Origin of the sequence: Thiohalocapsa sp. (genome assembly GCF_022340605.1) — a bacterium.
Lineage (GTDB): Bacteria > Pseudomonadota > Gammaproteobacteria > Chromatiales > Chromatiaceae > Thiohalocapsa.
The window spans coordinates 77,242-93,760 of sequence record NZ_JAJDNQ010000105.1; the positions used below are offsets into that span (position 1 = coordinate 77,242).

At 68.7% G+C, this 16,519-nt stretch carries 6 protein-coding genes; 2 read left to right on the top strand and 4 right to left on the bottom strand.

All coding sequences use genetic code 11. The features are described 5' to 3' along the window. Window positions 1-35: 35 nt before the first annotated feature. The 3 genes from LJE69_RS13865 to treZ are packed head-to-tail and all read right to left on the bottom strand — an operon-like array spanning window position 36 to window position 8,096. Window positions 36-767, bottom strand: a complete 732-nt coding sequence (locus tag LJE69_RS13865; protein ID WP_296926013.1) for a DUF72 domain-containing protein — start codon at window positions 765-767, stop codon at window positions 36-38. A gap of 2 nt (window positions 768-769) precedes the next feature. After that, complete coding sequence (gene treY / locus LJE69_RS13870) at window positions 770-6,121, bottom strand: malto-oligosyltrehalose synthase (RefSeq protein WP_296926014.1); 5,352 nt, start codon at window positions 6,119-6,121, stop codon at window positions 770-772. Window positions 6,122-6,158: 37 nt separating this feature from the next. Then, window positions 6,159-8,096 carry a malto-oligosyltrehalose trehalohydrolase gene (gene treZ, locus LJE69_RS13875; RefSeq protein ID WP_296926016.1) on the bottom strand — a complete coding sequence of 646 codons (1,938 nt, stop codon included), beginning with the start codon at window positions 8,094-8,096 and terminating at the stop codon, window positions 6,159-6,161. 577 nt (window positions 8,097-8,673) lie between these two features. On the opposite strand from treZ, the gene treS reads away from it, so the two are divergent. Then, window positions 8,674-12,165, top strand: coding sequence for a maltose alpha-D-glucosyltransferase (treS, locus tag LJE69_RS13880; protein WP_296926018.1), 3,492 nt, complete (start codon window positions 8,674-8,676; stop codon window positions 12,163-12,165). A gap of 227 nt (window positions 12,166-12,392) precedes the next feature. Here treS and LJE69_RS13885 read toward each other — a convergent pair whose 3' ends face one another. Continuing rightward, the gene (locus tag LJE69_RS13885; protein ID WP_296926020.1) at window positions 12,393-12,944 is read right to left on the bottom strand and encodes a DsrE family protein; all 552 of its coding nucleotides are present in this window, start codon (window positions 12,942-12,944) and stop codon (window positions 12,393-12,395) included. 1,754 nt (window positions 12,945-14,698) lie between these two features. Here LJE69_RS13885 and LJE69_RS13890 point away from each other — a divergent pair. After that, window positions 14,699-15,175 carry a CAP family protein gene (locus LJE69_RS13890; RefSeq protein ID WP_296926022.1) on the top strand — a complete coding sequence of 159 codons (477 nt, stop codon included), beginning with the start codon at window positions 14,699-14,701 and terminating at the stop codon, window positions 15,173-15,175. Window positions 15,176-16,519: the final 1,344 nt, after the last annotated feature.

Genomic DNA, 16,519 nt, shown 5'->3' on the forward strand with positions numbered 1-16,519 from the left:
GGCTCCTCTGCGTGGCGGGTGGGCGGATCGCGTCGTCAGCGGTCGCTGGCGAGGCGCTGCGAAAGCGCTAGCGCGTTTCGTGCCGCATAGCCCGCCTGGTCGTTGTCGAAATAGCAGTAGACGTCGAGCCCGCGGCCGAGCCAGCGCGAAATCTGCTCGGCCCAGTGGTCCAGCGCCGCGGCGTCGTAGTTGCCGCGGTAGGCGCCGTCCGGGCCGTGCAGGCGGATGTAGACGAAGTCCGCGGTGACCTCGGCCGGGGACAGATAGCCGTCCAGCTCGTAGATGCAGAAGGCGGCGTTGTGAGCGGTCAGCAGCGCCAGCACGGCGGCGTCGATCCAGCTGCGGTCGCGCAGCTCGAAGGCCCAGCGATGGCGCGCTTCCAGCGTGTCCAGGAACGCCCCGAGCCGCTCGGTGTTGCGGTGCCAGCGCGGCGGGAGCTGGAACAGGATGGGGCCGAGCTGCTCGCCCAGCGCGTCCATGCGCGCGACGAACCCCGGCACGTTGTCGCCCGGGTCCTTCAGCTTCTTCATGTGCGTGATGTAGCGGCTCGCCTTGGTGGCGAAGACGAAGCCCGGCGGCACCGTCTCCCGCCACTTCACGAGGGTGTCCGCGTCCGGCAGCTTGTAGAACGTGTTGTCGATCTCGACGCTGCCAAGGCGCCCGGCGTAGTGGCCGAGCCGCCCGCCGGGCGGCAGCCCGGCCGGGTAGAAGGGGCCGTGCCAGTGGTCGTAGGACCAGCCGGAGGTGCCGATGTAAGGGGCCGCCATGGTCAACCGGCACGCGCGCCGGCGTCCTCGGTTGTCAGCAGCCCCACCGGGAAGCGGCCCAGCACGTCGGCCGCGCGCAGGCAGGTGCGGTTGCCGTCGCCGGCGTCCAGCGTGCCGCCGCCGAGCCGGTCCACCCAGTGCCGGCCGGGCACGTCGATCAGGGTCGTCTCCCAGCCCGGATGCGCGAAGGGGTCCACGTGCGCCGCTTTGCTCAGGTCCGGGGACACGTGCCTGGCGTTGCTGGGCTCGTGCCCCAGCACCAGCGGCGCCAAGAGCCGCGGCGCCAGCGCCACCGCGGCGCGGCCCTCGTGCACGCGGGCGAAGGCGAGCAGGTGCCCGGCGAGCGGCCCCGCCACGGCCAGCGGCAGGTAGTCGCCGGCGGCGAACAGCGCCGGTGCCTCGGCACGCAGGCGCAGCGCCTGGCGGATCAGGTGCAGCTTGGCGCTGCCGTCGGCCGCATGCCAGGCGGGTGGGTCTGCCGGCGCGTCCGCTGCGGGCGTCGGCAGCCCCGCCAGCAGCGCCCGGCGCTGGTCGAAATCCACCGGACGGCGGTTGTCAGGGTCCACCAGGCTCAGGTTCCACAGCTCGCAGCCCTGGTAGATGTCGGGCACGCCGGGGGCGGTGAGTCGGAGCAGCGCCAGGGTCAGGCTGTTCAGCAGGCCGAGCCGGGCCACCGGCCGCAGGAAGCCGATGAAGTCCTCCAGGAAGGCGGCACTGCGTGCGGGGTCGGTGACGGCGTCCACGAAGGCCGCGAGCGCCGCCTCGTACTGCGGGTCCGCATTGGTCCAGGCGGTGTGCAGCTTGGACTCCTTGGCGGCCTTGGCCATGTAGGCGTCGATGCGCCCGCGCAGCGCTTGCAGTCCGTCCGCGTCGTTGAGTTCGATGGTGTCCGGCTGCGGCCAGACGCCCACCAGGGTCTGGTAGAGCAGGTACTCGGTGTTGGCGTCCGGGATGGTGCCGCCGGCCTCATCGATGCGGTGCAGGCGGCGGTTCAGCAGAACCCAGCGCTGCGCCCGCGTGCACCACAGCCGCGGCAATTCCGAGAGCACGGCGAGGCGCGCGCGCACGTCCTCGGAGCGCTTGCTGTCGTGGGTGGAGCCCGCCAGCAGGGCGTTCGGCCACTCTGCCCGGCGCCGGGCGCAGGCACGGTGGAAGGCGTCCGGGTCGAGACCGAAGCGGCGCGGCTCACCGCCCACCTCGTTCAACGACACCAGCCGGTGCCAGCGGTAGAAGGCGGTGTCCTCGACGCCCTTGGCCATCACCGGCGCGGTGTATTGCTGGAACTTGATGGCGAGCCGCAGCACCCGCGCGCGGTAGGGCTCGGGCTTGCCGTCGGCGATATCCGTCAGCAGCACGTCGCGCACGAAGTCGAACACGCTGAGGTCTGCCATGGGGCTGCGCCGCCGTGCCTCGGAGACCGCCTTGAGGACCTGATGGCGGTCGGCGTCGGTGCCGCCGCGGGCCGACAGGTAGGTGCGGTAGACCGGGAAGCAGGCCACCACCTCCATCAGCGCGGTGCGCAGCGCGTCCAGGGTGTAGTCGCGGGTGTGCGGGTCCATTTCGGCGATGCGCGAGAGCTCGCTGGCCAGCACGTGCAGCTCGCTGGAGAGCATGTTGCGCATCACCAGGCGCTTGGCGTGGTAGGTCTCGTCGGCGAAGTCGATGTCGCGGGCGCTCAGCTCGTGGTAGCACTGGGTCAGCGCGTCGGCGCCGTCGGGGTCGGTGATGAGCGCATCGCAGAGGGTCGCGAAGTCGTAGCCGGTGGTGCCGTGCACCGGCCAGTCGGTGCGCAGTTGCTCGTCGCCCACCAGGATCTTCTCGGCCAGCAGGTAGAGGGGGCGGTCGTCGTTGCGCACGTGCCGCTGCGGTGCGAGCGCCGCCGCGGCGCGCCGCTGCAGGGTCTCGAAATAGGCCCGTGGGTCGTAGAGCCCGTCCGGGTGGTCGATGCGCAACCCGGCGATGCGCCCCGCGCCGATGAGCTTCAGTACCAGCGCATGGACGGCGTCGAAGGTGGGCGGGTACTCCATGCGCAGCGCGGCGAGGTCGTTGATGTCGAAGAAGCGCCGGTAGTTGATCTCGTCCGCGGCCACGCGCCAGTGCGCTAGCCGGTAGGCCTGTGCCTCCAGCAGGGCATGCAGCCGGGCGGTGTCGGCGGGGCGGCCCTCGGCGCCGTTGTAGGCCGTGAGGCAGTCCTCGACGTAGCGGGCGAGGTCGGCGCTGCCGGCGCAGAGCTCGGCGAGCCGCGCCTTGTGCAGCTCCTTGTCGCGGCGCCGCTCGGCCAGCGATGCCTCGTCCAGCGCATCCCGCGGCGGCAGGTTGCCGAAGGCGGTGACCAGGCTCTCGAAGGCGGCGAGGGGCTCGGCGGCCTCGCTCGCGGCTGCCCTGGCCGGCTCGCTGCCGTTGCCGGCGCCGAGCCGCTCGCGCAGCGCCGGCAGCCCGGGGGCGAGGATGCGCGGGTACTCGCGCGGGTCGATGGGGAAGCGGTGCTCGTAGTAGGCGACGTGAAAGGCGCCGTCCTCGACGTGCAGCACAAGCTCGCCGCGGTCGAGCACCTCGCCGTAGTGTCCGCCCAGCACCGGCACCAGCACCTTGCCGTGCAGTTCCTGCTTCAGGGGCTGCCAGTCGATGTCGAAGAAGGGGGCATGCTCGGCGGCTTGGCCGTTCTCCAGCACGTCCAGCCACCAGGCGTTACCGGCGCCCATGATGCCGACGTGGTTGGGCACCATGTCCAGGATCTGGCCCATGCCGTGCTCCGCCAGCGCGGCGCAGAAGCGCTCATAGTCGTGCGGGCTGCCGAGCTCCGGGTTGAGCCGGTCGTGTGCCACCACGTCGTAGCCGTGGGTGCTGCCGGGCCTGGCCTCCAGGTAGGGCGAGCAGTAGACATGGCTGATGCCGAGCGCGGCCAGGTAGGGCACCAGCGCCGTTGCCGCCGCGAAGCCGAAGCCCGCGTGCAGTTGCAGCCGGTAGGTGGCGCGGGGGATGACGGGTGCGAGCGGCGGCTGACCCACGATTTGCGGCGCCGGCGTCGCGGCCGTGCCGGCGGTCGGCGCCGTGGTGGACGCCGTGCCTTCGTTGCGGGCGCCGGCCACCGCCTCCAGGAGGGCGGTGATGTCCGGCTGCTCCGCCCAGTGCTCCAGGGCCAGGGGCTGGCGCCGGCGCCAGTTGGGATGGGCCGGACTGCTGCCGGGCAGGTTCATCTGCTCGGTCTCGCCGAGCAGGTCCGCGGTCTGCACCAGCAGCAGCTGCGACGGCGCGCGCGCGAGATAGACCTGGATGGCATTCAGGTGCGCGGGGGTCAGGGTCGGCAGCGCCACCGGGTCGGCACCGCCGTCCGGCGGCAGCAGGCCGGCGCGCTCCAGCGCCAGCAGCAGCCGGGCGCGGTCGTTGGTGCGCGCGAGCAGGCGCTGGGCGTAGTCCGCGTCGGTGCGGAAGAGCCCGAGCGCGCGGCGCCGCTCCAGGTCGACGCCGGTCCAGAAGCCCTGCAGCGGCGGCAGGTCGTGGGTGCCGGCGGTCACCAGCGCGGCGGCCGGAAAGTCCGCCGGCGGCAGGAAGCCGCCCTCGGCGTCGCGCTCGAAGTAGAGCACGCGGGTGGACAGCAGCCCCCAGTCCCGCATGGCCGCGCGCACGGCGTCCGGCACCGTGCCCAGGTCCTCGCCGATGATGAGGCAGCGGTTGCGCACGCTCTCCAGCGCGAGCACGCCGAGCAGGTCGTGGAACGGGTAGGTCAGGTAGGTGGCCGCATCCGGTGCCGTGCCCGCGGGCACCAGGAAGAGCCGCAGCAGGCCCATGACGTGGTCGATGCGCAGCGCCCCCGCGCCGCGCATGTTGGCGCGCAGCTCCGCGGCGAAAGGTGCGTAGGCGGCCTCGCGCAGGCGTTGGGGGTGCCAGGCAAGCACCCGCCAGTCCTGGCCCTTGGGGCTGAAGTCGTCCGGTGGGGCCCCGACGTGGGCGTCGGCCACGTAGCGCGCCGGCGCCTCCCAGCGGTCGGCGCCGTCCGGCGCGGCGCCGACGGCGAGATCCAGGCACAGCCCGTGCACCATGCCGAGCGCCTTGCAGCGGGCGGCGACGGCGTCGAGCTGCCGGCGTGCGAGCCATTGCAGCCAGGCGAAGAACTCCACCCGTTCCGCGTGCTCGCGCGCGAAGTCTCGCACCGCCGGCGATTCGGGGTCGCGATAAGCCCCGGGCCAGGTCTCGAAGCCCCCTGCTGGGCTCTCGTCCTCAGTTTGCCGGCCGTTCGGTCCGGTTGCCTGCTCGTCCGGGGGCTCGGCCTCGTGTCCGGTGCCGTGCTCGGCCAGATACTCGGCCAGCGTCTGGAACAGTGCGAAGCGTCCGAGCGCCTCGCCCTCCGCGTCGCGGAAGGCGCCGAAGGCCCGCGTGCGCTCGTCATCGGCGCCGTTGTGCCCGGCGCGGACAGACCGAAACAGCCGCGCCAGTATGTCCAGCTTCGCCGCGGCGACGCCGCGGTAGTCCACCAGCTCGGCGCCGCGCAGGGCGCGCAGTCCGGCCTGGAACGCGCCGCTGTCGAGGTAGGCGCGCACGTCCGCGCAGTCGGCGAGCTCCGGCAGCGCCTCCACGTCGATGAACAGCGGGTTGAGCCAGCGCCGGCTGGACGGGCGATAGGGGTCACAGCGCTCCGGCGCCGCCAGGAACAGGGCGTGCAGCGGGCTCAGCGCCACCATGTCGGCGCCGGCCGCCGCGGTGAGCTCCACCAGCCGGGTCAGGTCGGTGAAGTCGCCGATGCCCCAGTTGTGCGCCGAGCGCAGCGCGTGGAGCTGGGTCGCCAGGCCCCAGGCGCGCGCCGGACCGTCGTCCGGGTACCAGCACCGTGCCGGCGCGACGATGAGGGTAGTCTCGGCGATGGGCTCGCTGGCCGTGGTGTCCGCCCCGGCGAAGAGCACCAGGCGGTGGTAGCCGAGTCGCTCCGGCGGCGTGATCGGGAGCTGCCGGCGCAGCCAAGGCGTGCCGTGCAGCTCGCGGGTGGCGGCCGCGGGGACGGCGCCGAGGTCGATGGTGGTCTCCGTGCTGCGGCCGTCCTCTGCGGTGAGCACGAGCCGCACGGTGTCCGTCCCGGCCTGTCCATGCAGGTCTTGGGGCAGGGCCAGCGGCAGCCGCGGTGGCGGGTCGCCCTGGCGGTGCACCAAGACCGGCGGCAGCCGGCGCGCCCAGTCGTGGTCGATGGCAGCGGCGAGGCTCGCCCGCTCGGTGCCGGTGTCCCCGGCGGCGACGCCGAGCGCCCGCAGCAGGCTGCGGCGGGTGGCGTCGTCAACCCGGTGCACCTGGCCGAAGACGTCTTGGTACCTCGCGGCGATGCCGAAGTGCTCGCAAAGTCGGTCGAGGGCGTCGGATTCCTGCATGGCGGCCGGGCTCCTGTGTCAAAACATCGTCAGGGCATCAGGGACGTTGCGGTCGCGCGTGCGACGCTTCCGTCGCGGCGTCTGTCCCCGTGTCCAGGTACCAGACCACGGTCCACCCCGGCAGCCGGCCGCCGGCGATGGCGGGTCCGGCATCGCCCGGCTCCAGGTGCAGCGTTTCGCCGGCGGATTCTGGTGGCGGGAGTGGTGCGGGCAGCTCGGTATCGTCAAGGTTGGCCACGAGCGTCAGCAGGCTGCCGTCGCCGAGCGTCCAGCGCACCAGGAGTCCGGTGTCGCGGATGAGCTGGGCGCTGGCCGCATAGCCGTCCACGCCCGCGAGACGCGGGACGATCTCGGCCCGGCGCAGCGCCAGCAGGTGCCGGTGCAGGTCCAGCCACGCGTGGTGCAGCGGTGCGTCCAGCGCCGACCAGTCCAGCCGCGAGCGTTCGAAGGTGTCGGGATCGTTCGGGTCCGGGATGGCCTGTCGGGCGGCTTCGTCGGCAAACTGCGCGAAGCGCGCGAACTCCCGCCGGCGGCCGTCGGTGACCGCCTGGGCGAGGTCGGCGCCGAAGTCGCAGAAGAACAAAAACGGCTGCTCGGCGGCGAATTCCTGCCCCATGAACAACAGCGGCGGCGATGGTGCCAGGAGCAATATCGCGGTGGCCGCGCGCAGGGCGCGCTCGGAGGTCAGCCGGCTCAGGCGCTCGCCGAAGGCGCGATTGCCCACTTGGTCGTGGTTCTGCAGGAAGCTCACGAACGCCGTTGGCGGCAGGTGGCCGCTGGGCTCGCCGCGGTGCTCGCCGTGGCGGAAGTCGGACCGCTCGCCCTGGTAGCCGAAGCCCTCGGCCAGGCAGCGGGCGAACCAGAAGGTTGGGGAGCTGGCCGGGAACTCGGCGTAGTCGGCGTAGTAGCCGTCCGTCTGGCCGGTGAGCAGGACGTGGGCGGCGTGGTGCAGGTCGTCGTTCCATTGCGCCGCGTACCAGCGGGGGCTGCCGTCGGGGCGTCGCTCCAGGTGGCGAGCGGCGTTGGCGTCGTTCTCCAGCACCAGGTGGACGAGACGCTCGCGGCCGGGGCCGGCGGCGACCGCCTCCGCCAGCTCGGTGAGGATGTGTGGCTCGCTGTCGTCGGCGATGGCGTGCACGGCGTCCAGGCGCAGGCCGTCGAATTGGTATTCGTCGAGCCAAAACAGGGCGTTTTGGATGAAGAAGTCCCGCACCGGACGGCTGTGGTCGCCGTCGTAGTTGATGCCGGCGCCCCAGGGGGTGTGATGGCGCTCGGTGAAGAATTGCGGCGCGTACAGGTGCAGGTAGTTGCCCTCGGGGCCGAAGTGGTTGTAGACCACATCCAGAAACACCATCAGCCCCAGCGCATGGGCATTTACAACCAGGGCCTTGAGGTCTTCAGGGCGACCGTAGGCGGCCAGCGGCGCGAACGGGTAGACGCCGTCGTAGCCCCAGCCGCGGCTGCCGGGGAAGGCCGCCACCGGCATCAGCTCCACGGCCGTGACGCCGAGATCCGCGAGATACGACAGGCGCCGGGCGGCGCCGGCGAAGGTGCCCTCCGGCGAGAAGGCGCCCAGGTGCAGCTCGTAGAAGACCGCCGTCTCCCACGGGCGGCCGCGCCAGCCACTGCCGCTGGCATCGTCGGGCCAGCGGAAGGCGGCGGGGTCGATGACCTCGCTGGGTCCGTGCACCCCCTGCGGCTGGAAGCGCGAGGCCGGGTCCGGCACCGCCAGCCCGGGCTCGGCGTGCGGGCCGGCGATGCGGAATTGATAGCGGCTGCCGGGGCCGGCGAGCTCGGTGACGCGCTCGAACCAGCCGTCGCCGGCAGCGGCCATGTCCAGCAGGTGCCGCGGCGCGTTGGGCCCGGTCAGCTCCAGGGCCACCCGCTCCGCGGCGGGCGCCCAGAGGCGGAAGCGCACGGCACCGTCGGCCCTGAGCCGGGCACCGAAGTGCAGGTTGTGTTGGCGGTGGCTCATGGCGTGACTCCGCCTGCCCGGGTACGCCCGGTGCCCCAATTGCCGCACTGCTCGCCGCTTCGGCGGCGGATGGCATTCGGCGTGCAAGAAGGTCGGCTGTGGTGCCGGGGCGACGCGTTTCGGGTCATGGTCCGCATGCATCGGGCTCCGTTGCTGGTGCATTGCTTTGTCGGGACCGGCTGGAGCCCTTGTCGGATCCACCTGGGCTCTGGGCCAGGCTCTGGGCCAGGCTCTGGGCCAGGCTCTGGGCTCGGACTCGCGGCTGGTCCCGGGCGTGTATCGCTGCGGCGAGCAAGACAACGGCAAGCAATTTCCATACTAGGTGAGCCGGACCCGGGGTGACGCACCGCCGTTCGCGCCGCTGGTGCAGCTCAGCCGACGGCAGCGGGTGGGGCAGGCGCGCGGTGCGAGCATGTGCCGGCGAGGGTGAACCCGATAGCAGTGCAACGGTCAGGGCAATCGGCCGGTTGTGCTCCGCACCCGCCGTCGCCAACGTCAGAAGCACTTTCGATCGTGCTCCGCACGGCGGGCGCTGCCAGGCACCGCCGCGCAGGGCCTACCGCCACCCCGAGCCCAGATGCCTCACGTCACCGACTCCGAACCCGCACTCCCGCCCGACCCGCTCTGGTACAAGGACGCGGTCATTTACCAGACGCACGTCAAGGCCTTCTTCGACACCAACGGTGACGGCACCGGGGACTTCCGCGGGCTGACCTCGCGCCTGGACTACATCCGCGACCTCGGCGTCAATTGCATCTGGCTGCTGCCCTTCTATCCGTCGCCGCTGCGCGACGACGGCTACGACATCTCGGACTACCGCAACGTGCATCCCGCCTATGGCAGCCGGCGGGACTTTCGGCGCTTCGTCAGCGCCGCGCACCGTCGCGGCATCCGCGTCATCGCGGAGCTGATCGTCAACCACACCTCGGATCAGCACCCATGGTTCCAGGCGGCGCGGCGGGCACCGAAGGGCTCCAGTAAGCGCAACTACTACGTCTGGAGCGACGATGACGGCCGCTTTCCGGAAACACGCATCATTTTCACCGACAGCGAGGCGTCCAACTGGACCTGGGACCCGGTGGCGGGCCAGTACTACTGGCACCGGTTCTTTTCGCACCAGCCGGACCTGAACCACAACAACCCGCAGGTGGTGCGGGCGATGATCCGCGTCATGCGCTTCTGGCTGGATATGGGCGTGGACGGGCTCCGGCTCGACGCCATCCCGTACCTCTGCGTACGCGAGGGCACCAACAACGAGAACTTGCCGGAGACCCACGCCGTCATCAAGGAGATGCGCGCCGTGGTGGACGCGCACTACCAGAACAGGGTGTTCCTGGCCGAGGCCAATCAGTGGCCCGAGGACGTGCGCGACTACTTCGGTGACGGCGACGAGTGCCACATGGCCTATCACTTCCCGCTGATGCCGCGCATGTACATGGCGCTGGCGGAGGAGGAGCGGCATCCCATCGTCGAGATCATGGAGCAGACGCCGGAGATTCCGCCCAATTGCCAGTGGGCCATCTTTCTGCGCAATCACGACGAGCTGACCCTGGAGATGGTCAGCGACCGCGAGCGCGACTACATGTACCAGACCTACGCGGCGGACCCGCGCATGCGCGTCAACGTCGGCATCCGCCGGCGCCTGGCGCCGCTGCTCGGCAACGATGGGGACAAGATCCGGCTCATGGTGAGCCTGCTGCTGTCCATGCCCGGCTCGCCGATCCTGTACTACGGCGATGAGCTGGGCATGGGCGACAACATCTATCTCGGCGACCGCAACGCCGTGCGCACGCCCATGCAGTGGTCGCCGGACCGCAACGCCGGCTTCTCCCGCGCCGACCCCGAGCAGCTCTACCTGCCGCCCATCATGGACCCGATCTACGGCTACCAGTCCGTCAACGTGGAGGCCCAGTCCCGCTCGCCGGCGTCGCTGCTGAACTGGACGCGGCGCGTCATCGAGGTGCGCAAGCAGCACCGGGTGTTCGGTCGCGGCGTCATCGAGTTCCTGCACCCGGGCAACCGCAAGATCCTCGCTTACGTGCGGCGCTACCGACGGCTGGCCGAGCCCGCTGCTGAGGCCGGGTCCGCGGCTGCGGGCGGCACGGCGCTGGACCCCGGCGGCGCGACCGCGGCAGAAAACGCCGAGCAGCCGGACGAGGTGGTGCTCTGCGTCGCCAACCTCGCCCGCGGCGCCCAGCCGGTGGAACTCGATCTGGCCGCCTATGCCGGCCGGGTGCCCATCGAGCTCCTCGGCCAGACGCCGTTCCCTCCCATCGGTGAGCTGACCTACCTGCTGACCCTGCCCGGGCACGGCTTCTACTGGTTCCGGCTCGCCCGCGACGTTGCGGCCCCCGCCTGGCACGACGAGCGCGTGTCCACCCCGCGTCTCAAGACCTTGGTGCTGCCGGAGGGCTGGACGAGCCTGCTGCCGGACCGTGCCGAGCGTCGGCAGACGGCGCTGCGGGCCGTGTCGCTGCTGCAGAACCAAGTGCTGCCGGCCCACCTCGCCGCGCGCGCGGACGGCAGCCAGGGTGCGGCGCCGGCGGTCGTCATCGAGGCCGCCACCCCATGGCGGGATTGGCTGTTGATGCTGCTGCGCGTGGCCGGCGCGGACGGTGACGTGGAGCGGCTCCTGCTGCCGCTTGCCATCACCTGGGAAGGCCCGGAGACCGCTTTGAGCACGGTACCGGCGGCGGCGACGACGCTGGCCCAGGTGCGCCGGCAGGCCACGCCGGGACTGCTGTTCGACGCCCTGGCAGACGCCGGCTTCGTGCGCGCCGTGACCTGCGCCATCGGCAGCGGAGCGGAGATGCCCTTGGGCGACGGCCGGCTCCTGCTGCAACCCACGACCGTCTGCCGCGAGCTTCTGGGGGACTGCGCCGATGCCCAGGTGAAGCCCCTGGCCGAGGACCCGGACAACGCGACCGTGCTCGGTGACCGGCTGATCTTGAAGACGCTTCACTGCCGCGAGTCCGCGCCCGGCGGCGGCGACACCGCGTCCGAGGCCGACGCCGGCATCGCCAGTGACTTTGCATCGGACCCGATGGTGGAAATAGCCCGCCACCTGACCGAGGTGGTGGATTTCCCGGCCGCCCCCGCGCTCGCCGGCCACGTCGATTATCGTCGCGACGCCGGCCCAACCTGCACCCTGGCCCTGCTGGAGCAGTACGTGCCGAACCAGGGCGATCTGGAGCACCGCGTTGCCGACCTGCTGTGGCGCCTCAGCGATGAGCACTTTGCCGCTGGCACCGGCGACGCCTGGTGCGACGACCCGGCCCAGCTCGGCTTCTCGAACCTGGTGAGCCGGCTCGGCGCGCGTGTGGCCGAGCTGCACGAGGCGCTCGCCGGCGCGAACGGCCGTGAATCTGTCGGCGCCGCCTTCCGCCCCGAGCCCACGGCGCCCACCGACCAACAGCATTTGCGGCAAAGGCTGCGGGTGGCTGCCAGCCGCACGCTCGACGCGCTGCGCGAGAACGGCTCCCGGCTCCCGCCCGCGGTCGCCGACAGCGCGGAGCGCCTGCGCGCCGCCGACGACGAGATCTACGACCTCATCGCCGACTGGAGTCACGACGGCTTTGGCCCGATGCGCTGCCGCATCCACGGTGACCTGCGCCTCGCCCGCGTGCTGGTGGCCGAGGGCGAGCCCGTCTTCATCGATGCCGGTGGCCCATTCCATCGCCCGGCAGCCGAGCGCCGCGCCAAGCAACCGCCGCTGATGGATCTCGGCACCCTTGTCTTTTCCCTGTACACCACCGTCGCCGACCTCCGGCAGCGCATGCAAGGCGAGCACCCCGATCTCCACCCGCGTCTCACGGAGCCGCTGGCCCAATGGCGGCGCGACACCGTCCAGCGCCTGCTCGCCGCTCACGCGGCGTCCAGCGCGGGCTCGACGCTGCTGCCGGCGGAGGAGGGGCAACGCGCAGACATCGTCCGGGTGTTTGCGCTCGCCCGCGCCCTGGACGCGCTGGCGAGCGAGCTTGTCGCCAGCGCGCAAGGCCAAGCAGGGCAACTCCCGGGTCGTCTGGCTGTTCTGCTCGATCTGCTGGAGGATGCAAGGGTGCCGGGGTGATGCCCATTTGGCGCCCTGCCAGGGTCTTCCCCGCGGCACAGGATCAGCGCTAGCCCCTTACCCCGAAAGTCTCGAACAAAGTGTCGAGGAAATGCCGTTGTCGTAATCGATGCCCCCGATCCGGCTGCTATTACGACAACGACAGCGAGAACGACAGCGACAGCGATGAGCGCCGCCGGCTTGCCAGGGCGACGATCACGACTCCGTCGGTCCGAGGCCAAGCCTTCCTAGAGCGAGATCAGCACGTACCCCTGGGTCGCGAGCTCGATCTCGGCCGCGACCGCGGCGAGCACCACCTCCACGTCGTCACGGACATTCTGGTAGTAGTACCCGCTGTCGACGATGGCCTGCCCGCAGACATAGACCTTGACCCCGGCCGCCTCCAACTTCCTCAGCAGGTCCGCGTCCGGATTTTCCGCCGAGAAGCGAGCCTTGTATGCATCGTCGTTCAGTACCGAGCGGGTGGCGTCGCCATGGATCACCACTACGATGTCGAGATTTGGCGCCGGCTTGTTGTCGCGGCCGAACAAGTTGACCGTGCGTGCCACGTGCCATAGTCCCCGGTTCACGGCGTGCGGACTCTCCGCTCCCTTGGCCACGTCGAACACGACCTTGTAATGCTGCGCTGGGTCCGGCTGTAATGCCGCCCCTGGCAGCGGATTGATGTAGCCATAGCCATCGATGACAGGCGCATCCCAACGCGCCGCCTTCTCGTCAGCGGAGAGCGCCGGTACGCCGGCGAGCCAGCAGCAGACGAAGCCGAGGGTACGAGACGTCATGGAAAGGGAACGGGTCGGCATTGAGCTTGGCTCCTGAACGCTAAAGAACGGTACTCGGACCGTGGGAAACAACCGGTGTGAACAGTACCGCGGTTCGGCATCCGCAGCCAGAGGCAGGACCGCGCGTGGAGCGACAGCCAGCGCTCGCGTGAAGCCCGGTACCCGACAATTTTGATCCACTCCGGGATGGGAGAAGCCGCGCGTCGAGGGGGCAGTGTGACGCCCCGCGTCTTCTACGGCTCACTCGTTGCGGCGATGCGTGCCGAGCCCGTTTCGACCGTGTAGGCGAGTGGACTACAACTCAGTACCTCTCGACCGAGGACACACTGCCGGCGGACGGCTATTGCGACCAGCCGACGCCCTTGTTGGCCAGATGCGAATGCTGGACCGACAGGGAAATCCCATCGTTTCCGCACGTGCCCACACAAGCCGGCGCCCAAGGCGAATCAGGATCCAGTTGATCGGGAGCAATATTCAGGTACTTCTATGACACGCGGGAGCAATTACCGGGCTGACGACTCAGCATTTACTGACTGACAGAAATATCCGGGCATTTCTGCATTGGGAGGTCAATTGCCCGAGTTAATCTCTCAAGTATTATTCGCCGCGAAGAGGCTTCCGGCAGCTCCCTATTTACCTCACGGAATGCCCTTGGCAGTGTGAAGCGAAGCTGCAAACCATCGGTCACGCCACGGTCATTCAAGCGTTTCGTGTCCTCGTGCGGCCTACAATACCACTGCAATTTGAGTGGTCAAGGTTTACGCCTGCCATTCTATCTGCTACGCGTATACACGCAACGATTACTTTGTCCGCAGATTGGCGGTCGCAGACCAACTCATGGGAGGCGTAACGGCAAGTTCAATCCGGTCGTCCGCGGGATGACATCAGTCGCAGGACAGCGCTTGGCAAGTATTTGCGAAGTGCTAAAGCACGTAGCTGCGGTGTGGCGCTAGGCGCGGCCGCTCCGATTGTAGTCCTGTGTCACTGAGACCGGTTTGCCAGATCAACTGTGACTCGCCGTCGATGCAAAGGAACCCGCTGGTGCATGCCACGCATCAGGGGCAGGCGAAGTATTGCCCGCGCGCCGTTCGGTATCAGGGCGGGTATCGGTGAGGGACGCGTCCGCAAGGCCAATGCGACGGCCTAAGCTTTCTCTAATTTTCAGAGGCTTAGGTTGTTCGGTTCGGCCGCGCATTCCGCTCGGCAAGGGAAGCGCCGATAGATCATCGCTTGCCTGGAGAGGGTAAAAAATATGCGCGATAAAACGTCATGGAAACTATGCGTGGTGCCCGTGGCTATGCAAGAGTGATCTGTTGCAAGAGCCTGACAGACGTGACCTGGTTGATGAAATATCAGCTTGGCCTGGTGCAGAGCTGATCATCCAACAGAATGAGGAGGCAACCGTGATGAAGTGGGCGTCATGTTTGATAGCATTCGCCATAGGCGTAACGGTTAATGATGTCGTGGCAGGGGTATACGTCGGTTTGTACACGGGTAGAGGATCGGTCGACGATGAGGTCGAATTTCGAGCGCCCGATTGGCTGCCTGGCGATGGTTGGACTTGCGCTGTCGATGCCAATAGCAGGGAGCATTCCGGGTCGGCGCAATGCATCAATGACCAAGGCGTAAGCGCGAATTTCGTATGGAATAGCCCATGCGCACCGGCGAGCGGAGAATGCGAGGCGACCGCTTCGGTAGAGGTCGCAGTCGGGTCCACATACGACGGCGTTGACCCTCACGAGGAGAGCGGCATCGTGGAATGGGGCGTCGAGCCGGAAGAGAGCCCTGTGCCGGACGCGAGCCCCGTGGTGGATACAAGCGGTGGGTCAGTCGCTCAGCAATGGCTCGTCGCGCACAATCGCTACCGAGCGCTGCACGGCGCCCCGGCCTTGCAGTGGTCCAGCGCGATTGCCAGTGGTGCGCAGGCCTATGCCGATACGTGCCCATCCGGTCATTCAGCCACAACGCCATATGGCGAGAACCTGGCTTGGGGCTACCCTGATGTTCAATCCGTCGTCGATGCTTGGTATGGAGAAGAAGCAAGCTATGACTACACGAACCCGGGCTTCAGTTCGGCAACGGGGCATTTCACCCAGGTCGTGTGGCGCGGCACCACGGAAGTAGGCTGCGGGCAATCCAGCCGCTGTAGCTGGCCGGCATGGGTGTGTCGCTATAATCCACCGGGCAATTATCTGGGGGAATTTTCAGGCAATGTTCTTGCGCCACGTTAGAGCTTGTTCCGAGCCCCAGACTTTGTTTTGAGTCCTAGACGTGTGTTCACAATTCCTGCCGAAAGCACGCTCGGTGCCCTCGGTTGAGAAGCAGCGCGGAGCCCGACGTGGTCGGGTAGAGCCTTCGACGCAGGGCCAGTAGCGCCACTGGCTCAGGTCCACGCAGTGGATACGCTGACCAAGGAAACGCCGTAGTGCCTGGCGTTTCCTTGGCACCACTCGCTCGTCTGTCGCACCATCCCGGAGCGCAGGGACACGAAGCACCATGTGTCAGGCCAACGCCAAGCCCGCTTTCGGGTACCGCGCCGGTCTTCACCGGGATGGCAAATCATCTGCGTCTCATGTCGGTGTCAACGCCATGGGCGCTCCAAACAGTTGCGGGCTGGGCATCGTGACAGCCACGGGTGTGTGCGAGCGCGATGCGCCGGAGACAGTCGTCTCCGTGCTGTCCAAAAACTACTTGAACCCGGTAGCTGGCACCTGATAAGGTTTTCCCTCATAAGAAAAAAGGATTATAACTTATGAAAATTTGCATAGAAAAATATGTGTAGCTAGGGGCATAACTCAGGTTCGGCGGTGGCGCTCCGCGCGCTCTGAAGGCGTGCACCCCGCCCTCCGGTCTGGTGCGACAAAAGGCGTCGGGTACGTTCCGAAGCCCGTTGCCGTGCCACGCAAAACCCTCGACAGCGCGACTCCGGAAACTTGCTCATGCCCGGCACGGTATCGATACCCTCGGCGATCCAAGCCGATCCCTCCAGCGACCATCGCCAACCCAGCGACAAGTCCCAGCGACATGCTTTGCGTTCCGCGCGTCGGTTGGGGCCACCAAGCGACCGACCCGCCTCGGACCGGATCGAGCGCATGCTCCGCTGCGTTCACGCCGACGAAGACCGCAGCGGAGTCATTATGGCCGGCAGGAACCTCTACGGTATTGGTCAGGATGACGACGGTTTGATCCCGGCGGCGACGCCAAGCCCGCCACGGGAAGCAACGGCGACACTGTCGTATCGGGCATAGGGGCGATCTCAATCCCAGTCAGTCGAGGGCGAACGGTACATCTTGGCCGATCGTATGCCCGGGGCTTCTTGTGCGCCGAGCCGGTCTGTGGACCTTGCAAAGGCGCCGGTGCCAGTCGCTCACGTGTGCAGTTGATCATCCCTTTGTCACTGCTTCGCGGCCTTGTTTAACGCAGGCTGCGCCCACCGCATCGAGCGCGAGTCGCTATCGTGTCACGGCATCCTCTGGGTGCGTGCTGTCCATCGGTGTGCTAAAGGATTGGTGCGGCAACTTTCATTGCGACGACGGAGGTGCTGCTCCTGATGTAAGCCTGATTTTCCCGAGATT

Coding starts and splice junctions, on each gene's coding strand:
- LJE69_RS13885 (WP_296926020.1), bottom strand. CDS start 12,944: ATGACGTCTCGTACCCTCGGCTTCGTCTGCTGCTGGCTCGCCGGCGTA.
- treY (WP_296926014.1), bottom strand. CDS start 6,121: ATGCAGGAATCCGACGCCCTCGACCGACTTTGCGAGCACTTCGGCATC.
- treS (WP_296926018.1), top strand. CDS start 8,674: ATGCCTCACGTCACCGACTCCGAACCCGCACTCCCGCCCGACCCGCTC.
- treZ (WP_296926016.1), bottom strand. CDS start 8,096: ATGAGCCACCGCCAACACAACCTGCACTTCGGTGCCCGGCTCAGGGCC.
- LJE69_RS13865 (WP_296926013.1), bottom strand. CDS start 767: ATGGCGGCCCCTTACATCGGCACCTCCGGCTGGTCCTACGACCACTGG.